Source organism: Mesorhizobium sp. B2-4-14 (assembly GCF_006442155.1).
Classification (GTDB): domain Bacteria; phylum Pseudomonadota; class Alphaproteobacteria; order Rhizobiales; family Rhizobiaceae; genus Mesorhizobium.
This window is the reverse complement of the sequence record NZ_VFVA01000039.1, coordinates 25691-52350: the sequence shown is the minus strand read 5'-3', so window position 1 is coordinate 52350 and position 26660 is coordinate 25691. Positions and strand designations below refer to the sequence as shown.

Here is a 26660-nt window from a genome sequence, read left to right as displayed (position 1 = left end):
CTCTCTCTCTCTCTCTCTCTCTCTCTCTCTCTCTCTCTCTCTCTCTCTCTCTCTCTGCCGGTCCAATTCGATGCAGGGCTTATCGTCGCGCATTGTTTCGGATTAATTTCGTTATGCGCGTGCTTATGCTTCGGTAATGTTTCCTAACAAGGGTTCGCAACTGCCCATCACCTGGCTGCCACGATGATATGCGGTCGGCCTATACGCCTGAATCTCGAAACGAAAGCGCGTGTTATCCCTATATGAAAGAAATTTCACTGATTTCGAAACCGATCTGCAACAAAGCGCGGCTTCAGGCGGCATGATACGGATACAGGCCGCCAGCAAAGTTGACGCAACGAAAGCAGACGGCAATGGCCATGGGAACGAAAACGAACACGCGGTTCTGGCTTCTCGGAATCAGCATCGCGTCGGCAACAGTCGGCGGCGCCGGCCCGGTTGCCGGCGGCCCCATGTCACGGCTGGCGGCAATGGCCTCGAGCGAGATCTCGACCCTGCCTGCCGCCCTGTTTTCCGCCACGGTCTGGATCGTTTCCAGCCCGCGCATCGTCCGGCTCTGGGCCCTCTGGCGGGTTGGCCCTCGGCTGCTGGCATTGCGCGGCCCCTCCGGCAACTTGCTGCCGAGAGGACCGAAGGCCCGCGCCGCGACGGGGGGCTCCGTGGGCGGCGCGGGCACTTCGGGAGTTTCCTGAAGCGACCCGCGACACATCCATTTCTGGGGAATTGGTCCGATGAAAACGAAATTCGCAGCCTCGGTGCTTTCCGCACTGCTTTATGCGCAGGGCCTGCTCGGCTTTGCCGCCCTTGCCACCGTGCTCCTCAAGGAGCGTGCCCACGCAGGTGAGTTCGCCACGGGCAAGGACATGCCATCGGGCCCATCGCTGCTGGTGGTACGCTGAACCTCGGAGCATCGGTGCGAAAATGGAAGATCCGATGCTCAGCCAGAAAGACAGACTCTGTTCCCGACCGTCAGTCGGCGAATTGCCGTGGCGGATCGAACCGGTAGCCTGCACCGCGTATGGTGGTGATGGTCTCGGTGTCGAGCTTGCGGCGCAGCCGCACAATGCGCGAATCAATCGAACGATCGAAGGCGTCGGCATTCTCGGCCGGTGCGGCGGCGATGATGTCGTCACGCGTCAGCACCTTGCGGGGGCTCGCAAGGAACAGCCTGAGCAGCGCCACCTGACCGGGCGAAAGCTGTTCCTCGGCACCGGAGCGGTGCATGACGATCGCCGATCGCAGATCGACGGTCGCATTCTCCAGCACGATCAGTTCCTGGGTGCCCCTGCCGCGTCGCGAAAGCAGGCCGCCGACACGGGCTGCGAGTTCCCTCACATTGAGCGGGCTTTCGACAACGTCGGCGGCGCCAAGTTCGAGCGCCAGTACCTTGTCGACGAGATCGGCCGGCCGGCAGATCAGGATGAAATCCGGCCCATCCTCACCGCCATGGCGCCTGAGCAGATCCCGCCCTTCAGCCTGACTGAGACTGTCACCGACGACGACGACATCGATGCCCTTGCCCGCCAGCAGCGATTCCGCCTCCCAGGGCTGCCGCGCCTGACGCACATCATGGCCCCGCCGCTCAAGATGGTCGGCAAGCTCGGTCGCGACTACGTCGGCGACGGAAACAAGCGCGATGACGGCTCGTGCGGCCATGTTCTCCAACCGTTCCCTGGCAACCGGATATGAGTGCTGGACATCATGTTTATACCCAATCTACTTTCCACTGAAAGTGGGAGCGAAGGCGTCGTGCGGGCAAGAATTGTCATCGTCGAGGACGAGCCTGACCTGAGGGACGCGGTCGCCGAATATCTTGGCGCCGCCGGCTATGACGTTGCGACCGCCGAAACCGCGGCCGCGGCACGCAGCCTGGTCGAAACGCAGGCGTTCCATCTGGCCATCCTCGACATCGCCATGCCGGGCGAAGACGGGCTGTCGCTCGGCCGCTGGCTGCGCTCGAAAATGCCGATCGGCATCATCTACGCGACCGCCGCAGGCACCGCGCTCGACCGCATCGTCGGGCTGGAACTCGGCGCCGACGACTATATCGTCAAGCCATATGAGCTGCGCGAGGTGCTGGCCAGGGTCCGCAGCGTGCTGCGCCGTGTTCCGCAGCCGACGGAGCTGGGGGACAGGAAAGCCAGGACGGAGCGCCGCTCCGTCGCTTTCGGCCCCTTCCAGGCCGATCTCGACGGCAGGCTGGTCACTGGCGCCAACGGCGCGGTGATCGACATGGCCAAGAGCGAGTTCGACGTCCTGGAGGTTTTCCTGACCCGCGCCAACCGGCTGCTGACACGCGCCGCGATCTCGGAAGCGATCGGCTTCACCGAGGATCCGGAATCGTCGCGCGCCGTCGACATCCGCATCATGCGCCTGAGGAAGAAGATCGAGACAGACCCGGCCAACCCGAAATTCCTGCGCACGGTGCGCGGCGAAGGCTATATCTTCTCGTTGCCGGCCCGCGACGGCAATTGAACGCCGGCGCAGGAGGCTTCCTTTCCGGCGCCTGGCCCGGACCGGATTCGACATGGCAGCGCAATGACGACTGAAGATGACCGCTGAACCAGCAGGCACGGGTACACAGGGAGACCGGCAGGGCGCGGCGATGGCGGCCGTGCGTGTCGTGCGCCGATTGCGCGAGGCCGGCGACTGGCAACGCGAGATGGACGGCATCCTGGCAACGCTGTGCCACGCCATGGATTGCCAGCGCGGCATTCTGTTCCGCTTGCGCGAACTGCCCGGTCAGGGGTTCGCCCAGTCGGTCGCCGCCTACTGGATCGACTCCGATTTCGGCGGTGAACTGGCCTCACCGACAGTCATCATGCAGTCGATCGTCAACTCCGATCCGCTGCTGGAGCGGCTGGCCGAGGATGAGCGGCAAGGCAAGATCTTTGCCGGCCATACGCGCAATCTCGAAGGCTTCCTGAGAGGCGATTTCGAGAAGCAGGGCATCAAGTCGTTCCTGTCGGTATCCGTCTTCGCGCACGGCCATCTATGGGGCACGTTGGCGGTCAATGATTGCGTCGAGGAGCGCGAATGGACCGACGAGGAAGAAGCGACGCTGCATATCATCGCGCTCGCCATTGGCGATGCCATCGAACGCTCGCCCTCCGATGCCCATGCCAGCGAGGTCATTCGCCGCACGATGCTGCAGGCCTCGCTCGATGCCATCGTCGTTATCGACGAGACCGGCTCGATCATCGAATTCAATCCCGCGGCGGAAAAGATGTTCGGCTTCCTGCGCAGCGACATCCTCGGCAAGGATCTGCTCGATACCATCGTGCCGATCTACTACCGCAATGGCTATTCCTCGGGAGCCGAGTACATGTCCGGCCGCGGCGCGCCGATGGTCGGCCAGCGGCTGGAAACGGTGACGCAGAACGCCGCCGGGGAAGTGTTCCCGATCGAACTGACGGCCACCGAGATGCGGGTCGCCGACCGCCGCCTGATCTTCGGCTCGATCCGCGACCTGCGCGACAAGCTGCGCGCCGAGGAAGAGATCAACCGGCAGCGCGAAAAACTGCACCAGAACGAGAAGATGGCGGCGATGGGCTCGCTGCTGGCGGGTGTCTCGCACGAGCTCAACAATCCGCTGGCCGTGGTCGTCGCCCAGTCGACGCTGCTGCATGAGTTCGCGGCCGATCCGCAGACCAAGATCCGCGCCGAGAAAGTGCGTGCCGCCGCCGAGCGCTGCGGCCGCATCGTCAAGAGCTTCCTGTCGATGGTCCGCCTCCATCCCGCGGCACAGGCTGAGACCGATCTCAACCAGGTGATCCGCGCCGCCCTGGAGGTAACCGCCTATGGCGCCCGCTCCAGCGGTATCATCATCGACACCGATTTCGCGCCGGGTCCGCTGCTGGCCATGGCCGATGCCGACCACGTGACGCAGGTTGCGGCCAATTTCCTGATCAACAGCCAGCACGCTTTGGCCGGCATTGCCGGCGATCGGCTGATCAAGGTGCGCACATTCCGCGGCGATCAGGGCAATCCCGGCTTTTCGGTCGAGGATAACGGACCCGGCATTCCCGAAGCGATCCGCGACCGCATCTTCGAATCCTATTTCACCACCAAGCCGGTCGGCGTCGGCACCGGCATCGGCCTGTCGATCTCGAAATCGATCATCGAGCGGCACAATGGCAATGTCTGGTTCGAGGAGGTGCTGCCCAGAGGCGCGCGTTTCGTCGTCCAGTTGCCGGCCATCGCCGCGGGCCTCGCCGCCGCCGGCGAAACCCAGCCGCGCTCGAGCGGCCTGCGTCATGCCCTGATCATCGATGACGAGCCTGATGTCGCCGGCTCGCTGTCCGACATCCTCGAGTTGATGGGCATCAAGTCGCGGGTTGCGCCCGTCTGGGAGACGGGCGCCGCCACCTTGAGCGGCCACATGCCGCCGGACATCGTCTTTTCGGACCTGCGCATGCCTGGCATCAGCGGCATTGCCATTTACCGAGAATTGCTGGCTGAACGGCCTGACCTCGCGCGGCGCTTCGTGCTGGTCACCGGCGACCTGATCGGCGCGAAGGCGGAAATCGAGGCCTTGCCGGCGCAGCAGCGGCCGCAGATCCTGGAAAAGCCATTCAGCACGCTGGATGTGCGAAGCGTGCTTTCGAGTATCGCCGAGCAGGCGGCATTGAAAGGCTAAAAAAGAGGCTCCCGACCGACGGTGCGGCGGGAGCCGAGGGGAGCGCTGGAGCAGCGCTCGGGGAGATCGCGGCATGACCCCGGCCCGGAAGCCGGCTTCGGGATCAAGCCTGGAAATCAGAAGATGTTCGGCGTGTAGGTCAGAGGCGCGGCGTTGGCGATCATGCGGATCGCGCGGGCCTTGTGCGTTCCGGACTGCTCGGCGATGGCGCGCAGACAATCCACGCTCTCGGCGCCCCAGGCCTGCCCCTTGCATGCGAAGTCGACCGCCGACATCGGCAGGCGCGCGGTCCTTGTGGTGGTCAGCGCGCCTTCGACGATGTTGGCTGGGGGATTGAGCGAAGCGAAGGCCGGGCCGGCCGCCGGCGTGAACGCCAGGCAGGCGAAGGCGCAAGCAGCCAGCGCCATGAACATTGCCATCGGGTGGTCACTGGCGCGCTGACGCAGGGCCAATTTCGGGCGGCGGTCAGCGCGCTCCGGAGCCTGGAGCCGACGGTCGCCGTTGAGGATCTGAACTTTCGCATGCATCCTATTTCCCTTCGTTGATATTCTTTTTCCAATAAAGTGAACCTAATCGCGCCTTGTAACAGCAGAGCGATGACGTAAAGTCAGGCTTGTAACGGTTTTGAAACAGGACTTCGGGCAGAATCGGGCAAAATCAGTCATTCCGGGCACCATGCAACCAGGAAGCGGCTTTGAAACCGCAGGCTAACATCCGGATTCTCCGGGGTTTTCAGGCCGGCGACGGTGCTGGATTCAGCGATGGATAACAGGAAAATTCCGCACCAAAACCATACCGATCTTCACAAGTCATTGCATTTCAATGCAAAATATGCCTTTATTGAATGAGTATTCAACAAATAGAAGAAACTTCTATGACCCCGCACCTCCGTGACGTGGCGATCCCTAGCGATTGGGACCGGCGGGGCCTGCCGGGCTGGAGTTACCATTCCGACGCCCTTCTCGAACTCGAGAAGGAGCATGTCTTCCGCAACCATTGGCAGATCGCCGGACACATCAGCGACATCCCGAATGCCGGCGATTACCTGACCATGGACGTGGTGGGCGAACGCGCCTTGATCGTACGCGGCAAGGACGGCGTCGTGCGCGGCTTCAACAATATATGCCGTCACCGCGGCAGCCGCGTCGTCGCCGACAGTCAGGGCAATTGCAAGAACGCGCTGGTGTGCCCATTTCATGGCTGGGTCTACAATCTCGACGGCACGCTGCGTGGCGCCGCGCGCCCGCGCTCCTTCCCCGATCTCGACAAGACCGAGTTCGGCCTGATGCAGCTCGATCTGGAAATTTGGATGGGCTTCATCTTCATCCGCTTCCGCAATGGCGGGCCGCAGCCTTCGGTCGCCGAGCTTATGAGGCCGATCGAGACCGAATTCGCGCATTACAAGGCCGCCGACATGGTGCCGTCCCGGGGCATCTGGACCCAGAAGACCCCGGTCAACTGGAAGTCGGTGCGCGACGTCGACAATGAAGGCTATCACGTCGCCATGGCGCATCCCGCCCTGCAGGACCTCTATGGCGCGACCTATTTCGACGAGCCCTTCATCAATGGCGTGTCGCGGTCCTTCGCCACCTACAACCCGCATGCCGGCCGCCGCTGGAGCGTCAGGAACTACGTCAAGATCGCGCCCGAGCCGACACACCTGCCCGAACACTTGAAGAAGGCCTGGGTCTATTACGGTATCTTCCCCAACGCCGTCCTCTCGGTGATGCCGGAATCGGTGCAGTTCTATCAGGAGTTCCCGCTGTCGACGGGGGAGACCCTGCTGCGCGGCGCCATCTATCGCTACCGCGACGAAAGCCGCGAGCAGGCCGCTGCCCGCTACCTTTCGTTCCGCATCGACCGCGACACCATGTCGGAAGACGTGCAGCTTTCGGTATGGTCGAACGAATCCATGCTGTCCGAAGCCTTCGGCGGATTCTATCTCTCCGACCTCGAATATGGCGTGCGCACCCACCACGACCATCTGCGCAAGATGCTGCCGGTGCTCGGCCTGGAGACCGCGCCGGAGGAGAAGGACATGTGGAATTTGAACGATGCGCTGAGGTCGAGGGGGGTAAAGCCGCCAATCTCCCCCCTTGAGGGGGAGATGGCCGCGAAGCGGCCAGAGAGGGTCGCTGCGCGTGAAGCGCCAACACTTCGGAACGATAGATAGCGCTGGCGATTTACGGGAGACGACCCCCTCTGTCGCCTTTGGCGACATCTCCCCCTCAAGAGGGGAGATACTAATCACCCCCGCCATACACCTTCTCTGCGCAGATCATCCATGGTCCGCGAAATGCCTTCGCGCAGGATGCCGACCATGTCGTCGATCTGCTCGCGGGTGATGACCAGCGGCGGCGACATCACGCACATGTTGATCAGCGGCCGCACCAGCAGGCCGAGCTCGTGGCAATGGGCGTCGATGCGCTTGCCGACGTCCTTGTCGAGCTGCAGCGGGTCCTTGCTTTCGCGGTCGGCCACGCATTCGACGCAGCCCATCAGCCCCATGCCGCGCACCTCGCCGACCAGCGGCAATTCCTCCAATGTCTTCAGCCGCGCCTGGAAATAAGGCGCGACGTCTCGCGTATGCGCCAGCACGCCTTCTTCCAGCAAATCGAGATTTTTCAGCGCCACGGCGCAGCCGACAGGATGGCTGGTGTAGGTCAGCCCATGGCCGAACAATGCGTCGGGATGGTTGGAGCGGCGCAGTTCCCCCAGAAGCCGTTCCGAAATGATGACGCCGCCGAGCGGGAAATAGCCTGAGGTGACGCCCTTGGCGAAGGTGATCATGTCGGGATCGATGCCAAAGACGTCACCCGAGGCGAAGACATGGCCAAGCCGGCCAAAGCCCGTCACCACCTCGTCGGAGACATAGAGGATGTCATTGTCGCGGCAGATCTCGCGGATGCGCTTGAGATAGCCGTCGGGCGGCACCACGACACCGCCGGAGGCCTGCACCGGCTCGCCGACAAAAGCGCCGATCTTGTCGGCGCCGACGCGGGCGACGGTGTTGCGGAACTGGTCGACGAGGAAATCCGTGAAGGCGGCAAGACTCATGCCTTGCGGACGGCGGAACGGATCGGGCGAGGACAGCTTGATCACCAGCTCGTCGGCGCCGTCCATCCAGTCGCGGTCGCGCGGGCGGCCGTTGAGCGAGGCCGAGAGATAGGTCGAGCCATGATAGGCGCCGCCCCGGCTGAGGATCAGCTTCTTTTCCGGCCGGCCGCGCACATTGTTGTAGAACTGCATGAAGCGCAGCGCCGTCTCCACAGCCGAAGAGCCGCCAGTGGTGTAGAAGACGTGGCTGAGATCGCCGGGCGCGTGGCCGGCGATGCGCATGGCAAGTTCCGCCGACGGCGCGTTCATCGTGTACCAGGGCGTGTTGTAGGACAGCGCCATCGCCTGGTCGTACATCACCCTGGCCAGTTCCTCGCGGCGGTGGCCGACATTGACGCACCACATGCCGGCCGGCCCGTCGATCAGCCGCTTGCCGGCGCTGTCGGTGATGTAGATGCCATCGCCCTCGCCGATCAGCGCGCGCGCTTCGGCGCCGACGGAACCAGCGTAGGGCCAGGGCTGAATGAGATGGCGCTTGGCCAGGCCGACGGCATCGTCACACCCGGGCGCTGCCATCTCGGTCGCCTTCAGATCCCGCACCGCCGCCATCGTCGCCTCCACATCTCTCGTCGATTTTCCCAGAGCGTTCAATCCGGTGTCGAATGCCCGAAACGAAGGCTTTCTTCACCTGATTTTGAATGTCCGTTCAATCAATATCTCAGAAATGTCGCTTGATTTCAATCCGCGGATGCATGCATGATGAAAGAAAGCCGGCAAGGGGAACAAGCAGTCGGCGTCAACACAATGGGACCCGATGGCGGAACAATCCAGGCCAGCAACCGAGATCACGCCCGCAGCCCTACCCCCCCGGAGTCTGGCGATGACAGTGGCCGCGGAAGGCTCGCCCCCGTTACGCATGACGCGGGCCAGACGAAATGCCCTTCTGCAATCCGAACCCGTACAGGGTTTTGCCCTGATCAGCCCGACCTTTCTTTACGCGCTCGTCCTGCTGGTCCTGCCGATCCTGGTGGTCATCGCCCACTCCTTCTGGACGCAGCACTACCTGACCATCGACCGCACCTTCACGCTGGAAAACTACCGCGTCGCGCTGACCGAGCCGATCTACCGCGATCTGTTGTGGCGCTCGCTTTACATCTCGCTGACGGTCAGCCTCTTCACCGTCGTCCTGGCCTACCCGATCGCCTACTTCATCTCCTTCCATGGCGGTCGCCACAAGAGCCTGTGGCTGTTCCTCATCACCATCCCGTTCTGGACCAGCTATCTCCTGCGCGTCATGTCGTGGAAGGTCATCCTCGGTTATAACGGCGTCTTGAATTCCGGTCTGATGGGCCTCGGCATCATCGACGAGCCGTCCACGGCCCTGCTCTACAATTCGAGCGCCGTCATCATCACGCTCACTCATGCCTGGGCCGCCTTCGCCATCCTGCCGATCTTCGTCTCGCTGGAAAAGGTCGACCGCACGCTGGTCGAAGCGGCCACCGATCTCGGTGACGGTCCCCTGCGTTCGTTCCTGCGCGTGACCTTGCCGCTGTCGGCGCCGGGCGTCATCTCGGCGGCGCTGATCATCATGATCCCGACCGTCGGCGACTATGTCACGCCAAAACTCGTCGGCGGCAAGGACGGCGTCATGATCGCCAACGCCATCCAGGCGCAGTTCGGCAAGGCGGCCAACTGGCCGCTGGGCGCGGCCCTTTCCGTCACCACCATGGTGGTCGTCACCCTGATGGCTGGTGCCACGGTGCTGATCATCCGCGCCCTGCAGAGGCTGGCGCGATGAGAACGCGCCGCTTCCTGCCGGGCGGCTGGCTGTCGGCCTATGCGGTCCTCTACGTCGTCTTCCTCTATCTGCCGGTTATCTTCCTGCCGATCTTCTCGATAAACATCGCCCCGACGCCGAAATTCCCGCTCACCGGCTATACGCTCAAATGGTACGAGGACCTGCCCAACACGCCAGCCTTGCTCGACGCCGCCTGGAACAGCCTGATCGTCGGCATCTCCGCCTCGGTTCTCGCCACCGTGCTCGGCATTCTCGCCGCCCGGTCGATCACTCGCTACCGCTACCCCGGCCGTCGCACCATCAACGGCCTGATCATGGCGCCGCTGGTGCTGCCCGAGGTGATCGTCGCCATCTCCATGCTGCTGGTGATGCTGCAACTGGGCCTCAGCCTGTCGCTGTTCACCGTCGTGCTCGGCCACGTGCTGATCTGTATTCCCTATTCGATGACTGTGCTGACCTCCGGCTTCGAGGGCTTCGACCGCAGTCTCGAGGAAGCATCCGCCGATCTCGGTGAAAGCGCCTTCGGCACCTTCCGGCGGGTGACGTTGCCGATGGTGGCGCCGGCGATCATCTCCAGCCTGCTGGTCTGCTTCACCATCTCGCTGGACGAGTTCATCATCGCTTTCTTCCTGACCGGCACCGAAGCGACGCTGCCGATCTATATCTGGGGCCAGTTGCGTTTCGCATCGAAACTGCCCGGCGTGCTGGCGCTGGGCACGCTGCTTCTGGTCGCCTCTTTCCTTTTGATGACCGTCGCCGAAATCCTGCGCCGCCGTGCGGCCAGACGCACCCAGAATGAGGGAGGCCTCTATGCCTGATCAGCCAAAGATCGAGCGCTCCCCACCGGGCCGGCCGCAATCCGACCGGCCGATGATCGATATCCGCAACGTCACCCGCAGCTATGGCGCGTTCAAGGCGCTGGACGACGCCTCCCTGACCATCCGGGAAGGCGAATTCTTCTCGCTGCTCGGCCCGTCCGGCTGCGGCAAGACCACGCTGCTGCGCATGATCGCCGGCTTCGACAATCCGACCAGCGGTTCGATCGTGGTCGGCGGCCAGCCGATGGAAGGCATCCCGGCCAATCGCCGGCCGACCAACATGGTCTTCCAGAGCTATGCGATCTTTCCGCATCTCGATGTCGAGCAGAACGTCGCCTATGGGCTGAAGCGGCTGAAGCTGCAGGGCGGTGAGGAGAAACGCCGCGTCGAGGAGGCGCTGGCGCAGGTATCGCTGACGGGCCTCGGCAAGCGGCGCGCGACCGAGCTTTCCGGCGGCCAGCGGCAACGCGTGGCGCTGGCCCGCGCGCTGGTGATGCGGCCCAAGGTGCTGCTGCTCGATGAACCGCTCTCGGCACTCGACAAGAAGCTGCGCGAGCAGATGCAGGTCGAACTGCGCCGCCTGCAGCAGGCGGTCGGCATCACCTTCGTGCTGGTCACCCACGACCAGTATGAGGCGCTCGCCATGTCGGATCGCATCGCGGTGATGTTCGGCGGCAGGATCGCGCAGGTCGCCTCGCCCAAGGAGATCTACCAGCGCCCGGTCAACCGCCAGGTCGCCGACTTCCTCGGCGGCATGAATTTCGTCAAGGCCGAGATCGTCGAGGAGAACAGTGCCTCGCTGGTTGTCGACACGCTCGGCTTCGGCCGCGTCAAGACCGACAAGCCGAAGGCCTTCGTGCGCAATGGCGGCGGCGCCACGCTCGGCATCCGGCCGGAGCGGCTGCGCGTGCTGTGGGACAATGCGACGGCAAAGTTCGAAGTCGCCGGCAAGGTGGTCGAGCGCCATTATTTCGGCGAGATCACCCATCTCATCGTCGAGGTACCAGGCCTGGAAAAGCCGCTGTCGGTGACCGAGACCAACGATTTCGGCGCCGACGACATCCCGGTCGGCACCTCGATCCGCCTCGCCTACGATCCCGAGGCCCTGGTGGCGATGGCGGACTGAAGTTCGGAGATGATCTTGCGCGCTGCGATGCGCCCCGCAATGATGGCGCCCTCGACATAACCCGGGAATGACGGCGACAGCTCCGAAGCGGCGAAATGAACTCGTGGCGCGCCGCCAAGAATTGTGCGCTCGGCATTCCGCGCCGTTACGTCGACAATGAGGTCGCTGTAGGCGCCGCCGCTCCAACGGTCCTCTATCCAGTCACGCCAGCTGAAGTCGGCAATGGCCGCCGCGTCGGGGCCGAGCGCAGCTGCGAGCCTGGCCGCCACTTCCGCACGCAGCTCCGCCTCGCCCAGCGCTCGCCAGCGCAGCGCCAGCGGTCCACCGACGAAAACGACGAGCGCTGCATGCTCCGCGTCCTTGCTGACATCGCAGGCAAACAGCCCCGGCAGATCGCGCCACATCACCATGCCGCTCAGACCCCGCTGCCGCCAGAACGGCCTGGCATAGCGCACCAGGATCTTGATCACCGCGCCGCTCTCCCAGGCGCCAAGCGCTCTCTGGAGAGCCGTTGGCAAAGCGGGCGCGAAGTCGAGCTTCGCGGCCGTCGCCGGGGGCAGCGCGACCAGCACTTCGCGCGCCTCGATTACGCCATTGCCTGAGACAATGCGAACTCCTTGCGGTCCGTGCTCGACACGCGTGACCGGTTGGCCGAGACGCACTCGGCCCCCGAGGTCGCCAGCCAGATCCTCGGCCAGTGATTGCATGGTCTCGCGCAGGAAATACTGCAGCTCAGGCACCTCATTGGTGATGCGCCGGTCATTGTCGATCAGGTACCAGAGCGGCACCTTGTCCGCCGCCAGGCACCACAGGCCCTCGATCATCGAACGGAAGGCCGCCTTGGCATCGGTGTGATCGTGCTGATGCTCCAGCCAGGTGGCGACGCTCATGCCGGCTATTGAGGGGTCGTCCGGCTCGATCCCGTTCATGCGATCCCGGATCGCCATTGCGCCGTGATAGGTCCGCTTGGCGTCCCTTGCCGACATCGACGGATGAGTGATGAACCCGCCTTCGACATAGGTCTCGACGAATGTCTTGCCACGCGCCCTGGCCAGCGCCATCACTTCCGGCATGTCCTCGCAGAGGAACTGGCCGCCGCTGTCGATCCGTTCGCCGAGCCCGTTCTGCCGGGCTTCGACCCGCCCGCCGACGCGGTCGCGCGCTTCGAGCAGCAGGAAACCGATGCCGGCTGCCTTCAACTCAAGTGCCGCCGACAGGCCGGTGAAGCCGGCGCCGACGATAACGACGTCGGTTCTTTCCGGTTCGTGCGTCAACAGCCGGCCTTGATCTGGCCGCCACCGCCTTCGGCAAGCGCATAGGCGGTGCCCGCGCCGGCGGTGACGACAGCGGCGAGCGCAAAGCGGTGTAGCATGGATGTCATGGCCGAGTACTCCGCCCATCCCGAATTGAGGGGAGGTTAGGAGAATTCAAAGGCTTTGGCGAGCCCGACCGGTTCGGCTCCAGACAATGGACTTTTCTGACTTGTCTCCAACCATCAATTGCCGAAATCAACGGTATCGGCGATCTGCACCTGCCAAACAACCACAAACCGCCATTGAAGCCATTGCGCCACGCCGTTTCAGTTCAGGAGCGACCGGTCGTTTCCGCAGCACTCAATAGCCGGCTTTGATCTTCTCGAATTCGGCGATCATCTTCAGCTTGAGATCTGACGGCAACGGCGACTGGAACAGCGTCTTGTCGACGAATTTCTGTACCTCGTCATAGCCTTTCTCCTTCAGGATGGCCTGGTCGACGCCAGTCATGCCCTTGGCGTTGGCCTGTCCGTAGCCCCAGTCCTTGACCAGCACCTTGGCGATCTCCGGATCATTGACCGCGTTCAGGTAGTCATAGGCCTTGTCGGTATTGCCCGGCGCGTCCTTGAACAGCACATAGCCGCAAACCCAGGTCGATATGCCCTCCGCCGTGTCCTTCTTCGATTTGATCGGCACGCCGGCGGCGACCGACTGCACGGTCGCGTCGTTCCAGGCCCAGGCGAGGTCGACCTCTCCGCCGGAGAGCAACTGCACGATATCTGTCGTGTCGGTCCAGTAGGAGCGGACGTTCTTGTGCACCTGGCGCAGGAAATCGGACGCCTGCTTGAACTGGTCGTCCGTCATCTTGGTCCAGTCCTTCAGCCCGATGGCGAGGGCTGCAAGTGCATAGGCGTCGTCGACATTGTCGCCGATCGACACCCGGCCCTTGTACTTCGGATCGGCGAACGCCTTCAGCGACTGGATGTCCTTCTCGTCGATCTTGGAGGAGTTGTAGGTGAGCTGCGTATTGCCCCAGTCCCACGGCATGAACCACGCCTTGCCGTCGTCGGTCATGGCGAGATTCTTCATCGCCATGATGCCGGGACTGAGGTCTTTCCAGCCCGCGATCCTTGACGTGTCGAGCGGCTGCAGCAGGCCGGCCTCGCGCCATTTCACCACGCTCTGCGAGCAGGGATGGCCGATATCGGCCTTGAAGCCGGAACGGACCTTCTCGAACGCCTCGTCCTCATCGCCGAAGAAGGCGAAGGTCGGCGAATCGCCGTTCTTCTCGACATATTTCGGATGGAAGTTGGGGGCTTCGTATCCGGACCAGTCGAACACGATCAGGTCCTTGTCGGCGGCGAGCGCCAGGGCCGCGGCTGAAGCCGCCAGTGTCCCGGCAAGCGCCAATGTCAGCGTCAGGCGTCGAGTGAATTGCTTCATTGCTGTTCCATCCTCTGTGGTTTTCTTATGGTTTCGTCGCCCCGGCGGCCTTCGGCGCGTAGTGTCTCGGGAAAGCCGCCGACAGGAATTCGTTCGCCGCCTGCAAGGCGGTCTCGCGGGTGGTGTCCTCGGTGCCCATCATCAAGCGTAGCCACAACCCCTCCGTCATGGCACTGAGCGCCAGCGCCATGACCTGCGGCTCATAGGCATAGCCGCCGCTTTCCTTCAGCGCCGCGCAAAGCTCGATGAAGATGTTCTGGTAGACGGCGTCCCGGGCGCTGCTCAACGCCTGGTAGGTCGGCCGTGACTTGGCCTCGCCCCAGAAAGCGCACCAGGCGGCAAGCTTGCGCTTGTTGCAGATCGAGCGGTCGAAATCGGCGGCGACCAGGGCCTGAAGCTGGCGGGCCGGGTCATCCCCCGCCTTCTGCAGCGCGTTGCGCCAATGGGCCGAATATTCGTCATACATGTGCTGCAGCGTCGCTACGAGCAGCTTTTCCTTGCTCTCGAAGTGGAAGTTGACGATGCCGCGCGACAGGCCGGCGCCGTCGGCGACATCGGCCATCGTCGTCTCCGAATAGCCGCGCTTGGCGAGTGAATCGATCGTCGCCTCGATGAGCTGAAGTTGCCTGACCTCCTTCGAGGCCTTGCGTCCGCGCTTCTCGGATTCAGCCTTTTGTGCCGGTTCAAGGAGGGCGTCCCTGGCGTCTGCCGTCTTCATGCGTGTGATGGTCTCCAGCATCGCCGGCTATCCAATCGCATCCGGCTTCCACCCGCGAAGATGAGTGGGACGGTGCTCGCCACTGTCAAGCACCTTCTGCATGGCCTCCCAGGTTCGGATGTTCTTGTCGACATAGGCGGCGCCGACCACGGCGGCGACCGGCGCATAGAGCGGCCCTTTCAGCCTTTGCAACTCGCCGCGCGCGACCTCGCGATACCACGGGTTGCGGTCCCTGACGATGCCATCGGCAAAACCCGCTTGGCGCATTGCCTGCGCATAGCGCGCCGGCGACGCCATGGCGAAAGACAATATCCCGTCGACCACGCGGTCGACCTCGTCCGGGCCGCCCTGCGACAGGTAGCCATTGCCCCATAGCGCCTCGAGAAAGCGGATGGCGGTGTCATCATACTCCGGTTCGGCATCAGCCGTTTCGATCATCAGCCCTCGATCCAATCGATGAATGCTCATTTCGAATGCCGGCAAAGCGTAGCGCATACGGGCGAAAACACAACATCATTTGTTGAACATTCATTCAAAATGGCTGGACAAATTGCCTGATGCCATGCCAAATTCAGCGCATTCGGGAACAGATCACGCAAAATGAAGAGCGGGTCGCATACGAAAATTGGGCCACAATGAAAGCTTGGGATGCGATCGTCATCGGCGGCGGACATAACGGCCTGGTCAATGCCTGCTATCTGCAGCGGGCCGGGTTCGACGTACTGGTGGTCGAGAAGAATGACTGGGTCGGCGGTGCGGCCACCAGCCGCGAGCTGACGCCGGGCTTCCTCTACTCCAACTGCTCCTATGTCTGTTCCCTGTTTCGGCCCGAGATCATGCGCGACCTCGAACTGCCTCGCTTCGGCCTGCAGGTCATCGCCTATGAGGGTGGCGCGGTGTTCACCCGCGACGGCGACTACCTTGCCAATTACCGCGACCACGACGCACACCGGCGCGAATTCGCCCGCTTCTCCAGGCGCGATGCCGAGGCCTATGACCGCTACGCTCGCGACGTGACGCGGCAGTGCCGTTTCGTCCAGCCGCTGTTGATGCGCACCGCGCCAGACCCGACCAGCCTCAAGCCGCGCGACCTTGGCGAACTGCTCTATCTCGGCAAGAAATTCGCCGGCCTGTCCGCCGAGGAGATGGCGCTGACCTTGCGCTTCTGGACGATGTCGATCTCTGAATTCCTCGACGAGTATTTCGAGACCGATGTCATCAAGGCGAACTTCGCGCTGTCCGGTATCATCGGCACCGCGCTCGGACCGATGTCGCCGGGCACGGCTTACGTCCTTTTGCACCACTATATGGGCGAGGTCGACGGGTCGGTCGGCGCCTGGGGCTATGCGCGCGGCGGCATGGGTGCGGTGACCAGGGCGCTGGCCGCGTCGTTCAAGGCTTCGGGCGGAACCATCCGCACGGGCGCCGAGGTCGACCATGTGCTGGTGAACCGGGGCAAGGCCAAGGGCGTGGTGCTGGCCGGCGGCGAGGAGATCTACGGCAAGCTGGTTGTCTCCAACGCCGACGTGAAGCGCACCTTCCTGAAGTTGGTCGAGGAGAAGGAACTGCCCGACATCTTCCTGCGCCGGGTGAAGAACTTCAAGATTCGAGGCTCCTCCGGCAAGGTCAACATCGCGCTCGATTCGCTGCCGGAATTCCCGGCGCTGCCGAAGGATTCGCCGGTTTATCGCGGCGACATGCATTTCACCGATTCGATGGAGCGCATGGAGCGCGCCTATGACGACTGGAAGGGCGGGCGCTGGTCGGCCGACCCGTTCCTCGACATGGTCATCCCGACGACGCTCGACCCGACCATGGCGCCGCCGGGAAAACATTTCATGAGCTGCTTCGTGCAATACGCACCGCCGAAGATCGCGGGTAGCGAATGGACCGATGCCGACCGCGACGGCTTCGCCGAAAGCGTGATCGCGCAGATAGCAGACTATTCCCCCGGCTTCCGCGACCGCATTGTCCACATGGAGGTACGCACGCCACGCGAGATCGAGGCCGAGGTCGGCCTCACCGAAGGCAACATCTTCCAGGGCGAACTGACCTTCGACCAGCTGCTGTTCAACCGCCCGGTGCCGGGCTACGCGCAATATCGCTCGCCGGTGGGTGGGCTCTACATGTGCGGCTCCTCGAGCCATCCGGGCGGCGGCGTGATGGGCGCGCCCGGCCGCAATGCCGCGGCTGAAATCCTGCGCGATCTCGCCAAATCCACCTCACATATGAGCCCGGCCCATGACGTCATCTGATGCAATCGTCATTGGCGGCGGCCATAACGGCCTCGTCGCCGCGGCCACGCTGGCCAAAGCCGGCCGCAAGGTGCTGGTGCTGGAGGCCGCGGGCGAAGCCGGCGGCGCCGCGCGCACCGAGGAATTCGCCCCGGGCTTCCGCGCCTCCTCGATCGCCCATCTGCTGAACCGTCTGCATCCCGATGTGGTGAAGACGCTGGAACTGGAGAAGCATGGGCTGCAATTCGCCCGCGCTGACTTCCTGCCCTCGGTTGCCCTGTCGAAGGACGGCCCGCCACTTGTCCTGCATGGTGCCTATGGGGAAGTGCTGGCCGGCGCCAGCTCGACGGAACAGTCCGCCTGGAAGGAACTGCGCGCACAACTGCTGCGCTATGCCGGCATCCTGAAGCCATTCCTCTCCCGACGCGCGCCCGACCTTGCCGGCATGTCGCTGCTGGAGACGGCTTCTCTCGGTCAGACCGCACTGGCCTTGAAAAAGCTCGGCAAGGAAGACATGCGCGACTTTCTGCGCGTCCTGCTGATGAACGTCGCCGACCTGCTTGACGAGCAGCTTGCCGACATCAGGCTGAAGGGGCTGCTTGCCTTCGACGCCACGCTCGGCAGCCACCTCGGCCCGCGCTCGCCGACCTCGCTGCTCGGCCTCTACTATCGCCTGGCTGGAGAAGTCGGCGGTGCTGCCGGTGCGCAATTGCTGCCGGAGGGCGGCATGGGCGCGGTGGTTGCCGCCATCCGCATCGCGGCGGAAAAAGCTGGTGTCGCGATCCGTACATCGTCGCCGGTGGCGAGGATCGTCATCGAGAAAGGCCGCGCAATCGGCGTCGCGCTCGACACTGGCGAGGAACTGCGCGCCAGGACGGTGGTCTCGGCCATCAATCCGGCGACCACCTTCCTCGAGCTCGTCGGGCCGCGCGAGATCGACACCGGCTTTGTCCGCAAGGTGAAAAATATCCGCATGAAGGGCGATGCCGCCAAGCTTCATCTGGCACTTGACCGGCCGCCGCAATTCACTGGTGCCGATGCCGCCGCTCACAAGGGCAGACTTATCATCGCGCACTCGCCAGATCATGTCGAGCGCGCCTTCAACCCTTCCAAGTATGGCGAGTTCTCCCCCGAGCCGGTGATGGAGATCACGCTGCCCAGCCTTGCCGATCCGTTGCTGGCGCCCAGCGGCGCCTGCGTGCTCTCGGCCGTGGTGCAATACGCACCTTATGCGCTGAAGGAAGGCTGGGATGCCGGCAAACCGAAATTCCTCGAGGCGATCATGGCGCAGCTCGAAGCCTACGCGCCTGGCATCGGCAAGAGCGTTGTCCATGCCGAGCTTCTGACGCCGGCCGATATCGAGACACGCTACCGCATACCAGGCGGACATTGGCACCATGGCGAGTTGCAGGCCGACCAGATGCTGGTCTCGCGCCCCGTCTCCGGCTGGTCCGGCTACGACACGCCGCTCGACGGGCTGTTCCTGGCCGGCGCCGGCTCACATCCCGGCGGCGGCGTCTCGGGTGCACCGGGCTTGAATGCCGCACGGCGTATCATTGCGATGAAAGGGTAGGCCATGGCCCAGGCAACCAGGAAGAAGCCCGTTGCAAGGCCAGCCGATGCGGCTGTTTCCACCCGCATCGCCGCCCAGGGGCATTTCCGCACGTTGCGCCTCGGCACACCATTCCAGCCGCGCCTCGACGCGTTGGCCAAAACCCAGGATTGGTACAATTGGGCCGGCTACCGCGCGCCGCATTCGCTGTGGGACGAGGAACTAGAATACTTCGCTATCCGCAGCCAAGCGGCCCTGTTCGACATTTCGCCGATGACCAAATACCGGATCGAGGGACCGGAGGCCGAAGCCTTCCTCGATCGCGTCACGCTGCGCGATGTCAGCAAGCTCAGGCCGGGACGCGTCCACTACACCGCCTGGTGCGACGATGAAGGGTTTGTGCTGGACGACGGCACCCTGTTCCGTCTGTCGCCGACACGCTTTCGCCTGTGCTCGCAGGAGCGGCATCTGCCGTGGCTGCTGGATAGCGCCACTGGTTTCGACGTCGTCGTTGAGGAAGAAACCGAGGCCGTCGCCGGGCTCGCGCTGCAAGGGCCGACCTCCTTCGCCGTATTGCGCCACGCCGGCTTTGCAGGTGTCGAGGGATTGAAGATCTTCGACCTCGCCGAGTTTGCTCATGATGGCGGCACCGTCACCATATCGCGCACCGGCTTCACCGGCGATCTCGGCTACGAACTCTTCGTCCCAGCCGAAAAGGCGTTGAGCCTCTGGGACCGGTTGATGGCCACTGGCGAACTGCGCGGTATCCGTGCGATCGGCTACACCGCGCTCAACCGCGCGCGGCTCGAGGCCGGGCTGATCGTTGCCAATGCCGACTTCACCACCGCCGAGCATGCCATCCGCGCTGACCGTCCGCGCATGCCCGACGAGATCGGGCTCGGCTTCATGATCGATCCGGAAAAAGGCCACTTCAACGGCTGCCGCGCCATCCTCGAAGCGCGCGCCAAACGGAAGTTCCGCCATGTGCTGGTCGGACTGGAGATCGAAGGCAACATCCCAGCCGAACACGCTATCGTCTACCACAAGAAAAGCCAGGAAGTTGGCCTCGTCAGCGCCGCCATGTGGTCGCCAATGGCCAAGCGAAACATCGCCATCGCCTCGCTGGCGCGGCCATACGGTGATACCGTCGTGGAAGACCTCTGGGTCGAGATCTACGCCATGCGCGAGCTGCAGTATCAGAAGCTGATGAAGCGGGCCAAAGTGGTGGCGCGGCCCTTCATCAAGCTCGACCGCCGCACCGCCAATCCCCCGGCGGATTTCTGACCATGGACGAAGCCGACAAGCTGGACGATGGTGCGGAAGCCGCCGAACAGTGGCAACTGGTCAACACGCCACTCGGCGAGAAATGGTCCGGACGCACGCGCTACGCCGCCGCCATGTTCTTCTACAAGCGTGATGAGATGAGCGCCGAGACGCTCGAAGTCTACCGCATCTGCGCAAGACTGGATTCGGCGAACCCGCTGCCGATCATCAGGGATCGCGGTGTCGGCAGGGATTGGCTGAAGCGCATGGGCTTCGAATAGGATGCTCTATCCTATCGTTCTTTCCAGCATTGCCAGCCAGTTGCGATAGGCGATCTTCTCAATCAGCGCGTGGCCGAAACCGCGTGCCGCCAGTGCATCGATCAGCTTCGGCAAGCCGGCGACGTCACCGATCACGGCCGGGATCATGGCGCCGTCGAAATCAGAACCCAGACCAACACCGTCCTCGCCCAGGGCCTGCAAAAGGGAATCGATGTGGCGCACCATGAGATCGAGGCTGGTATCGGCATTCATGCGGCCGTCCTCGCGCAAAAACCCGGTGGCGAAATTCAGCCCGACCATGCCGCCGGATTCGCGGATCGCGCCGAGCTGCCAGTCGGTGAGGTTGCGCGAATGGCCGCAGATCGCATGCACGTTGGAGTGGGTGGCGACCAGGGGCGCGTCGCTGAGGCCCACGACATCGCGAAAGCCCTTCTCGTTGAGATGCGAGAGGTCGATCATGATTTTGAGTTCGTTGCAGGCCTTGACCAGCGCCTTGCCGGCATCGGTCAGGCCCGGGCCGGTGTCGGGCGAGGACGGAAAGCGGAACGGCACGCCGTGGCCGAAGGCGTTCGGCCGGCTCCAGACGATGCCGAGCGAACGCAAGCCGGCCGCATGCAGCACGTCGAGCATGGTGAGTTCAGGATCGATTGCCTCGACGCCCTCGATGTGGAACACGGCGGCAATCGTGCCTTTGGCCATGGCGTTGCGGATATCGCCGGCACTGCGGCAGACGGCAAGCGCTCCCGCCCGCTCCAGCCGGAACAGGATCGACGCCATCGCGATCGTCGAATTGAGCGCATCGGCGCGCGGCACCTCTGGCGGCAGCGGCTCGCTGGCGCTCGGCGCCGAGGGCACGGCGCTGCGCCTGGCCTTTTCGACCGGCGGCGGGAAGATGGCGAACATGCCGCCGGCGAAGCCACCGGCCTTGGCGCGCGGCAGGTCGATATGCCCGCCCGATTTCCCTTCGATGAACAGCTTTTCGACGTCCGTGTCCTTCGACTGATAGAGTCTGAGCAGCGTGTCGTTGTGGCCGTCGAAGACGGGGACGAGATCTGTTTCGGTCATCGGGGGATCATTCAATTCGTTTGTCGGCGCGGCGATGTATCCTATCTAGGCAAGATGCACGGTCGGCGCAAATTACAATGCCGGCCGGCAGCGGGGACTGCCCCTTTTGTCCCCCGCTGCTGCCTACCAAAAAGTGCCTGCGCGCCTACTGCTTCAACACATCGGCCCATTCCGGGTGTCGCCGGAACTGGGCATTGGCGAACGGGCAAAGCGGGATGATCTTCTTGCCTGCCGCACGCGCGTCCTCGACCGCTCGGGTGACGAGCCGAAGCCCGGCACCCTGGCCACGAAATGCGTCCGGCACTTCAGTGTGATCGATGATGAGCTGATGCTCGCCGATCTTGGTGAAGGTCATCTCCGCCTCGGCGCCGTCGGGCCCGCGCAGGAAATAGCGGCCTTTGGAGCCGCGATCTTCCAGCTCGATCTCGGGCAGTTGGTCGGGCATCTCTACACTCCTTGGGCGACACCGGCAAAAAGCCGCCGCGCCGCCTCGACTTCATTTGGCCGCACCTCGTGCCCGCCTTCGTGCCACTCCACTGTGACATCGGCACCGTCGGCACGCAAATAGGCTTCGAGCCGCGCCGTCAAGTTCGGCGGGCAGATCGGATCGCGCTTGCCAGTGGTCAGCAGGATGTGGCGGCCGGCAAGGCTGCCTTTGACCTCCGGCTCGAACGGGATCAGCGGATGCATCAGCACCGAAGCGTCGAACAGCTCAGGGGCTTCGAACACCAGAGCCGCCAGGATATTGGCGCCATTGGAATAGCCAAGGCCGTAGACCGCCGAGGGCTTCGCCGCCTCGACATGCGCTTTGACGAAATCGGCCATCTTCCCGGTCGCTCGAGCAAGATCGTCCATGTCGTAGACACCCTCGCTGGTGCGGCGGAAAAAGCGCGCCGCGCCATACTCCGACACATCGCCGCGGGGCGAGACGATGGTAGCCTGGGGCGCGAGATCGTGCCCCAGCGAGACGAGCTGATTCTCGTCACCGCCCGTGCCGTGGAAGACGAACAGCAAGGGACCGCCCGGCGAACCGGGCAGGCTCTTATAGGTGTAAGCGTCCTTGCTCATTGCTTCAGCCTTCCAGCTTCTGCAAATGCTGTTCGAGATAGGGCCGCAGATGCTGATGCTGCGTCGGCAGTTTCAGCGCTTCGCCCAGATGCGCGGTGTCCTCGTCGCGGTCGAAACCCGGCTCGTTGGTGGCGACCTCGAACAGCACGCCACCCGGCGTGCGGAAATAGATCGCCCAGAAGTAATCGCGGTCGATCACCGGCGTGACCCCATAGCCTGTGTCCGTCAACGCCTTGCGCACTTCGAGCTGCTTGGCGCGGTTCTCGACCGCGAAAGCGACATGGTGGACGGAGCCGGCGCCGAGATCGGCGAAGGCCGCGGTCGGCAGCGATTCGATATCGACGACATCGGCGCCGTTGCCGTTCCTCACGGCGAGCCGACTGACATTGCCTGATGTCTCGATCTCTTCGTAGCCCATGAATTTCAGGAGCTCCTCGGTGGCGCCGCCATCCTTCAGCCTGAGCGAAACCGAGTGAAAGCCACGGATCGCTTCGTCAGCGGGAACACCGCCCTTCACCCAGGGCGCGCGGCCGTCGGCCTTATCCTCGACGAGCGCGAAACCATCGCCATCGGGACCGGTAAATTTGAGCCGCTTCTCGCCAAAGCTCTCCTCATGGGAAACACCGGTCACGCCTTCGTCGATGAACCGCTTTTCCCAATAGTCGAGCGTGCCCTCCGGCACGGAGTAAACGGTGGTGCCGACTTCGCCGACGCCATGACGGCCCTTGCCGATGTTGGGAAACGGAAAATAGGTCATCACCGAGCCGGGCGTGCCGACCTCGTCGCCATAATAGAGATGATAGACGTCTGGTGCGTCGAAATTGACGGTCTTCTTGACCCGGCGCAGGCCGAGCTTGTGGGTGAAGAAATCATTGTTCTGTCGGGCATCCCCAGCCATCGAGGTGACGTGATGCAGACCCTTGATCTGGTCGAGCATTGTCTTGGCTCCTTCCCTTGTGTTCGTGCGGCCCTGGCCGCTGTCCATGCCAATATGAGGGCAGGCCTGCTTGCGTCCAAGGCTGCAAACACAGCATGGACTGTGCTTTAAAAGTGAACAGCCGAAAGAGCTTTGTTCACCAATCAACTAGAGCCGGTGGTCTTGCGTTGGTGCCGGAAATCGGGTCCATGAATGGTACTCGGCCATGTCGGGACAAGGGTATCGCGAATGACAGGAAAAGCCAGGCGCCCGAACGTTCTCCTGATCACCTGCGACCAGTGGCGGGGGGATTGCCTGTCGGCCGCCGGCCACCCCGTGGTGAAGACGCCGAACGCCGACGCGCTGGCCGCCGAGGGCGTGCTGTTCAAGCGGCACTATGGCGGCGCGGCGCCCTGCTCGCCGGCGCGCGCCTGCCTCTATACCGGCCTCTATCAGATGAACAACCGCGTCTGCCGCAACGGCTCGCCGCTTGATGCCCGTCATGGCAACATCGCGCTGCACGCCCGAGCCCTCGGCTATGATCCGACGCTGTTCGGTTATACCGACGTCGCGCTCGATCCCCGCCTGCTGGCGCCTGATGATCCAAGGTTGAAAAGCTACGAGGGCGTGCTGCCGGGTTTCACGGTGCGCCAGCAGCTGCCCGAACATCAGAAGCAATGGCTGTCCTGGCTGGCGCAGCAGGGCATCGATGCCAGCGCCGGATTTCCCGGCATCCACCGTCCTTTGGACGAGGAAGACGGCGCCGACGCAGTGACTGAGGCGCCGCCAATCTATTCGAAAGACCATACGCCGACGGCTTTCCTTGCCGGTGAGTTCATCCGCTGGCTCGGCGAGCAGGAGCAGGCCACGCCCTGGTTCGCGCATCTCTCCTTCATCAGCCCGCATCCACCCTTCATCGTACCGGAGCCCTACAACACGCTATACGATCCGGCCGACGGCCCCACTTTTCACCGCGCGGCAAGTTGGCGGGCTGAAGCCCAGAGCCATCCCTATCTCGCCTATGATCTTGGCCGGCAGAGACGGGCGAAGTTCCGCCCCGGTGCTACAGGCAAAGTGCACGACTGGAGCGAGGATGATTTCCGCACCATCCGGGCGATTTACTACGGCATGATCTCGGAAGTCGACGCACAGCTTGGCCGCGTATGGCAAGCGGTCAAGGCATCAGGCGCATGGGGCGATACCATCATCGTGCTCACTTCCGACCACGCCGAGATGATGGGTGATCATTTCATGCTGGGCAAGGGAGGCTATTTCGACGGCGGCTACCACATACCGCTGATCATCCGCGACCCACGTCACGGCAAGGCCGCCGGCAGCGCTGTCGATCGCTTCACCGAAGCGGTGGATATATTGCCTACGCTCGCGGATCTGCTTGGCGCGGCTCCCGAACCGCATCTCGATGGGTGCTCACTGAAACCATTCCTGAGCGGTGGAACCCCCGCGGTTTGGCGCGACGCCGCGCATTGGGAGTTCGATTTCCGCTCGATCGCGGACGGCGATGCCGAGCAACACTTCGGCGTGTCCTCGCGTCAGTGCAACCTCGCCGTCATCCGCACCAAGAAATTCAAATACGTGCATTTTGGCGGCGGCTTGCCACCCTTGCTTTTCAACATGGAGGCGGACCCTGGCGAACTGACCAACCTCGCCACGAGCCCTGCACATCTGTCCACCCGCCTGGAGTTCGCCGAACGGTTGCTTGCCTGGCGGGCTGAACATCTCGACCAGTCTCTGGCGCTGGCGGAATTGACGGAGAATGGCGTTGCTGGGCATTTCGGAAGGGCGTGGGCAGTAGGCAGTAGGCAGTAGGCAGTAGAACATCCCAAATGGGCGGTGCTTGACCAGCTTGTCTTCACCTATTGCCTACTGCCTACTGCCTGTTCCCTTACTTCACAACCATCCGCTGCTGGTCGCGGTTCTGCGCATAGCTGCCTTTGTCGTAGGCAGCCTGCGCCTGAAGCTGTTCCTTGGTGAAAGTGGTATAGAGGTATTTCTTGCCGTTCTTGTCGGTCATGAATTTCAAATTGTCCATGCCGACCGCCACTTCCTTCGCGCCGATGCCAAGGAAGCCGCCCACGTCGACGATAACCGCATCGGGCTTCTTGTCGGGTGTGAGCACGACATCCCCGATTGTTCCGACCTTGGCGTCGTTGGCGCCGTAGACGGTGGTGCCTTTCAGGTCGTCGGCCCTGATCTCGCCGACCGGCATCGCGGTCAGCGTCGATTTGTCGATGGCGGCCGTCTGTGTCTGGTCGGGCGCTGGCTGAGCCTCGGCTGTCTTGTTCGCCGGAGCGGCGGCAGGTGCCGTGGTGGTAGCCGGCGCAGTTGCCGCCGGTGCGTTGGAAGCGGTCGTCGCCGGTGCCGGATCATAGGCCTTGCGGTTGAAATCCGCCTGTGCCTGCAGCTCTTCCTTGGTGGTCTGCGCCACCAGCCAGCGCTCGCCGTTCTTTTCCGCCCACTGCGCCTTGTTGAAATCATAGGTTACGTTCTTTGCACCGAGCCCAAGGAACCCGCCTACGGCGATGACCAGGGATTGGGCCTTGCCTTCCTTGGACAGCACGATGTCGTTGACGCTGCCGATTTTCTGCGCGTCATCGCCGGTGCCGTTATAGACGGCCTTGTCGATGATATTGGTCGCTAGGTTGCCCTCGGCGTGCTTCACCGGTTGGGCAGGCGCGGCATTCGTGTCGGCGGAATTTTGCGCGGTTGTCGCGGGCGCTGCCGCACCCGTCGAAGCAGGGGCCGGCGCATAGGCCTTGCTGTCGAACTCCGGCTGCGCCTTCAGTTCGTCCTTGCTTGTCTGTGCGACCAGCCAGCGGTCGCCGTTCTTCTCGGCCCACTGCAGCTTGTCATAATCGAAGGCGACATTCTTCGTGCCGACGCCCAGAAAGCCGCCGACGCCGATGACGACGGACTTCGCCATACCATCCTTGTCGAAGACGACATCGCTGACCTTGCCGATCTTCTCGGCGTTGTCGCTAGTGCCGTTATAGACGGATGCGCCAATGATGTTGGTGACGATGCTGCCTTCGGCGCGCGGAACCGGAGCTGCTGGTGCCGGCTGCTCAGCGGCGGGTGCGGCGGGTGCGGGAGTTGTCGCGCTCTGCGCGAAAGCGCCGGTGGCGATCAATGTCGCGAGGGCGGTGGTGGCAAAAAGGGTGCGGATCATGATGGTCTCCTCGTGATTTCGTGCACGCCGCGTCCGGTTGAACAGGGAAGGCGCGGGCGCGGCGTCTTCTACGGGTTCACAACGTCGTGACCATGCTGTTGTTCCAAAAGACGCCCTGGCATTCGTTACCAACACGACGCTCATGGATGACAGCCGCCAAACGCAGCCGTAGGTCCCCGGCGCTGCCGGAACTTTTCCCGTTTCGCCGCGTTTTTGCCTTGGCTGGGCGCGTCCCGGTCGGC

25 protein-coding genes are annotated in these 26660 nt (G+C 63.3%); 12 read left to right on the top strand and 13 right to left on the bottom strand.

Annotated elements, in window-relative coordinates; all coding sequences use genetic code 11:
- Positions 1–292: 292 nt before the first annotated feature.
- Positions 293–547 (bottom strand): hypothetical protein, encoded by a 255-nt coding sequence (locus tag FJ938_RS29620; protein ID WP_181168820.1) that lies wholly within the window; start codon positions 545–547, stop codon positions 293–295.
- Positions 548–731: 184 nt separating this feature from the next.
- Between FJ938_RS29620 and FJ938_RS25250 the strand changes: the two genes are divergently transcribed.
- On the top strand, positions 732–899 hold the full coding sequence (locus tag FJ938_RS25250) for a hypothetical protein (protein ID WP_140698561.1): 168 nt from the start codon (positions 732–734) through the stop codon (positions 897–899).
- Positions 900–969: 70 nt separating this feature from the next.
- On the opposite strand, the gene FJ938_RS25245 is transcribed toward FJ938_RS25250, so the two are convergent.
- Complete coding sequence (locus tag FJ938_RS25245; RefSeq protein ID WP_140608797.1) at positions 970–1656, bottom strand: response regulator transcription factor; 687 nt, start codon at positions 1654–1656, stop codon at positions 970–972.
- A 45-nt stretch (positions 1657–1701) separates the two neighbouring features.
- Between FJ938_RS25245 and FJ938_RS25240 the strand changes: the two genes are divergently transcribed.
- Both FJ938_RS25240 and FJ938_RS25235 read left to right on the top strand, forming a co-directional pair.
- Positions 1702–2475, top strand: a complete 774-nt coding sequence (locus FJ938_RS25240; RefSeq protein ID WP_181165562.1) for a response regulator transcription factor — start codon at positions 1702–1704, stop codon at positions 2473–2475.
- A 76-nt stretch (positions 2476–2551) separates the two neighbouring features.
- A complete protein-coding gene (locus FJ938_RS25235; RefSeq protein ID WP_246673505.1) occupies positions 2552–4639 on the top strand; it encodes a sensor histidine kinase in 2088 nt (695 codons plus the stop codon).
- A 116-nt stretch (positions 4640–4755) separates the two neighbouring features.
- On the opposite strand, the gene FJ938_RS25230 is transcribed toward FJ938_RS25235, so the two are convergent.
- Positions 4756–5166: a hypothetical protein gene (locus FJ938_RS25230; protein WP_140698558.1), complete on the bottom strand. Its 411-nt coding sequence runs from the start codon at positions 5164–5166 to the stop codon at positions 4756–4758.
- 347 nt (positions 5167–5513) lie between these two features.
- Between FJ938_RS25230 and FJ938_RS25225 the strand changes: the two genes are divergently transcribed.
- The gene (locus FJ938_RS25225; protein WP_246673503.1) at positions 5514–6812 is read left to right on the top strand and encodes an aromatic ring-hydroxylating dioxygenase subunit alpha; all 1299 of its coding nucleotides are present in this window, start codon (positions 5514–5516) and stop codon (positions 6810–6812) included.
- Positions 6813–6886: 74 nt separating this feature from the next.
- Here the strand turns inward: FJ938_RS25225 and FJ938_RS25220 are convergent, their stop codons facing one another.
- Entirely contained in the window at positions 6887–8305 is a 1419-nt protein-coding gene (locus tag FJ938_RS25220; protein ID WP_140698556.1) for an aminotransferase, read from the bottom strand.
- A 271-nt stretch (positions 8306–8576) separates the two neighbouring features.
- On the opposite strand from FJ938_RS25220, the gene FJ938_RS25215 reads away from it, so the two are divergent.
- The 3 genes from FJ938_RS25215 to FJ938_RS25205 are packed head-to-tail and all read left to right on the top strand — an operon-like array spanning position 8577 to position 11438.
- The gene (locus tag FJ938_RS25215) at positions 8577–9494 is read left to right on the top strand and encodes an ABC transporter permease (RefSeq protein ID WP_140698553.1); all 918 of its coding nucleotides are present in this window, start codon (positions 8577–8579) and stop codon (positions 9492–9494) included.
- The gene (locus FJ938_RS25210) at positions 9491–10312 is read left to right on the top strand and encodes an ABC transporter permease (RefSeq protein ID WP_140698551.1); all 822 of its coding nucleotides are present in this window, start codon (positions 9491–9493) and stop codon (positions 10310–10312) included. The genes FJ938_RS25215 and FJ938_RS25210 overlap by 4 nt, the downstream gene beginning before the upstream one ends.
- Positions 10313–10364: 52 nt before the next feature.
- On the top strand, positions 10365–11438 hold the full coding sequence (locus FJ938_RS25205; protein ID WP_140698567.1) for an ABC transporter ATP-binding protein: 1074 nt from the start codon (positions 10365–10367) through the stop codon (positions 11436–11438).
- Here FJ938_RS25205 and FJ938_RS25200 read toward each other — a convergent pair.
- From FJ938_RS25200 to FJ938_RS25185, 4 genes are all read right to left on the bottom strand, one after another.
- Positions 11402–12712 (bottom strand): flavin monoamine oxidase family protein, encoded by a 1311-nt coding sequence (locus tag FJ938_RS25200; RefSeq protein WP_181169179.1) that lies wholly within the window; start codon positions 12710–12712, stop codon positions 11402–11404. The genes FJ938_RS25205 and FJ938_RS25200 overlap by 37 nt on opposite strands.
- Positions 12713–13051: 339 nt before the next feature.
- Positions 13052–14134, bottom strand: coding sequence for an ABC transporter substrate-binding protein (locus tag FJ938_RS25195; RefSeq protein WP_140608811.1), 1083 nt, complete (start codon positions 14132–14134; stop codon positions 13052–13054).
- A 25-nt stretch (positions 14135–14159) separates the two neighbouring features.
- The gene (betI, locus tag FJ938_RS25190) at positions 14160–14873 is read right to left on the bottom strand and encodes a transcriptional regulator BetI (RefSeq protein ID WP_140608813.1); all 714 of its coding nucleotides are present in this window, start codon (positions 14871–14873) and stop codon (positions 14160–14162) included.
- 6 nt (positions 14874–14879) lie between these two features.
- Positions 14880–15290: a hypothetical protein gene (locus FJ938_RS25185; RefSeq protein ID WP_140608815.1), complete on the bottom strand. Its 411-nt coding sequence runs from the start codon at positions 15288–15290 to the stop codon at positions 14880–14882.
- Between the two features lie 197 nt (positions 15291–15487).
- On the opposite strand from FJ938_RS25185, the gene FJ938_RS25180 reads away from it, so the two are divergent.
- Genes FJ938_RS25180 through FJ938_RS25165 form a run of 4 tightly spaced genes read left to right on the top strand, consistent with a single transcriptional unit; the run spans position 15488 to position 20182 of the window.
- Positions 15488–17107, top strand: coding sequence for an NAD(P)/FAD-dependent oxidoreductase (locus FJ938_RS25180; RefSeq protein WP_140698545.1), 1620 nt, complete (start codon positions 15488–15490; stop codon positions 17105–17107).
- Positions 17094–18659: an NAD(P)/FAD-dependent oxidoreductase gene (locus tag FJ938_RS25175; protein WP_140698542.1), complete on the top strand. Its 1566-nt coding sequence runs from the start codon at positions 17094–17096 to the stop codon at positions 18657–18659. The genes FJ938_RS25180 and FJ938_RS25175 overlap by 14 nt, the downstream gene beginning before the upstream one ends.
- Positions 18660–18662: 3 nt before the next feature.
- The gene (locus FJ938_RS25170) at positions 18663–19922 is read left to right on the top strand and encodes an aminomethyltransferase family protein (protein ID WP_140698539.1); all 1260 of its coding nucleotides are present in this window, start codon (positions 18663–18665) and stop codon (positions 19920–19922) included.
- A gap of 2 nt (positions 19923–19924) precedes the next feature.
- Entirely contained in the window at positions 19925–20182 is a 258-nt protein-coding gene (locus FJ938_RS25165) for a hypothetical protein (protein WP_140698536.1), read from the top strand.
- A 6-nt stretch (positions 20183–20188) separates the two neighbouring features.
- On the opposite strand, the gene FJ938_RS25160 is transcribed toward FJ938_RS25165, so the two are convergent.
- The 4 genes from FJ938_RS25160 to FJ938_RS25145 all read right to left on the bottom strand — a co-directional run bounded on the left by FJ938_RS25160 (position 20189) and on the right by FJ938_RS25145 (position 23252).
- Complete coding sequence (locus FJ938_RS25160) at positions 20189–21247, bottom strand: dipeptidase (RefSeq protein WP_140698532.1); 1059 nt, start codon at positions 21245–21247, stop codon at positions 20189–20191.
- 145 nt (positions 21248–21392) lie between these two features.
- Positions 21393–21692: a GNAT family N-acetyltransferase gene (locus FJ938_RS25155; protein ID WP_140698529.1), complete on the bottom strand. Its 300-nt coding sequence runs from the start codon at positions 21690–21692 to the stop codon at positions 21393–21395.
- A 2-nt stretch (positions 21693–21694) separates the two neighbouring features.
- The gene (locus FJ938_RS25150; protein ID WP_140698526.1) at positions 21695–22315 is read right to left on the bottom strand and encodes an alpha/beta hydrolase; all 621 of its coding nucleotides are present in this window, start codon (positions 22313–22315) and stop codon (positions 21695–21697) included.
- A 4-nt stretch (positions 22316–22319) separates the two neighbouring features.
- Complete coding sequence (locus FJ938_RS25145; protein WP_140698523.1) at positions 22320–23252, bottom strand: VOC family protein; 933 nt, start codon at positions 23250–23252, stop codon at positions 22320–22322.
- A gap of 228 nt (positions 23253–23480) precedes the next feature.
- Here FJ938_RS25145 and FJ938_RS25140 point away from each other — a divergent pair, with 228 nt between their 5' ends.
- Positions 23481–25058 (top strand): alkaline phosphatase family protein, encoded by a 1578-nt coding sequence (locus FJ938_RS25140; protein WP_140698520.1) that lies wholly within the window; start codon positions 23481–23483, stop codon positions 25056–25058.
- 76 nt (positions 25059–25134) lie between these two features.
- Here FJ938_RS25140 and FJ938_RS25135 read toward each other — a convergent pair whose 3' ends face one another.
- Positions 25135–26418 (bottom strand): PRC-barrel domain-containing protein, encoded by a 1284-nt coding sequence (locus FJ938_RS25135; protein ID WP_140608835.1) that lies wholly within the window; start codon positions 26416–26418, stop codon positions 25135–25137.
- Positions 26419–26660 lie beyond the last annotated feature (242 nt).